This window comes from Cobetia sp. SIMBA_158 (assembly GCF_046566945.1).
Classification (GTDB): Bacteria; Pseudomonadota; Gammaproteobacteria; order Pseudomonadales; family Halomonadaceae; genus Cobetia; species Cobetia amphilecti.
This window is the reverse complement of the sequence record NZ_JAWJYL010001079.1, coordinates 1-236: the sequence shown is the minus strand read 5'-3', so window position 1 is coordinate 236 and position 236 is coordinate 1. Positions and strand designations below refer to the sequence as shown.

Genomic DNA, 236 nt, shown 5'->3' with positions numbered 1-236 from the left:
CACGTAGTAGACCAAGTCCACTGTTACCAATCGCAAATAAATCTAAATCGGACGGCTCAGAAGTCACTTCGATAGACTGACCGCCTTCTAAGCGGTATTCACGATACCCTAAGAATATGAAGTGATCGTCTAAGATCCAATCTAAAAATGCTTGGATTTCTTGTTGTGAATAGAATACTTCTGGTAGTGGCTTAGTTGAAAGCTCAGTTTTGATGTCATTCAACTGCGCACGCATC

General features: G+C 41.5%; 1 protein-coding gene. It reads right to left on the bottom strand.

What is annotated here, in order from left to right; genetic code table 11:
* A partial coding sequence (locus tag R2R70_RS23100; RefSeq protein ID WP_410979359.1) for a hypothetical protein occupies positions 1-236 on the bottom strand: 236 nt, incomplete at both ends.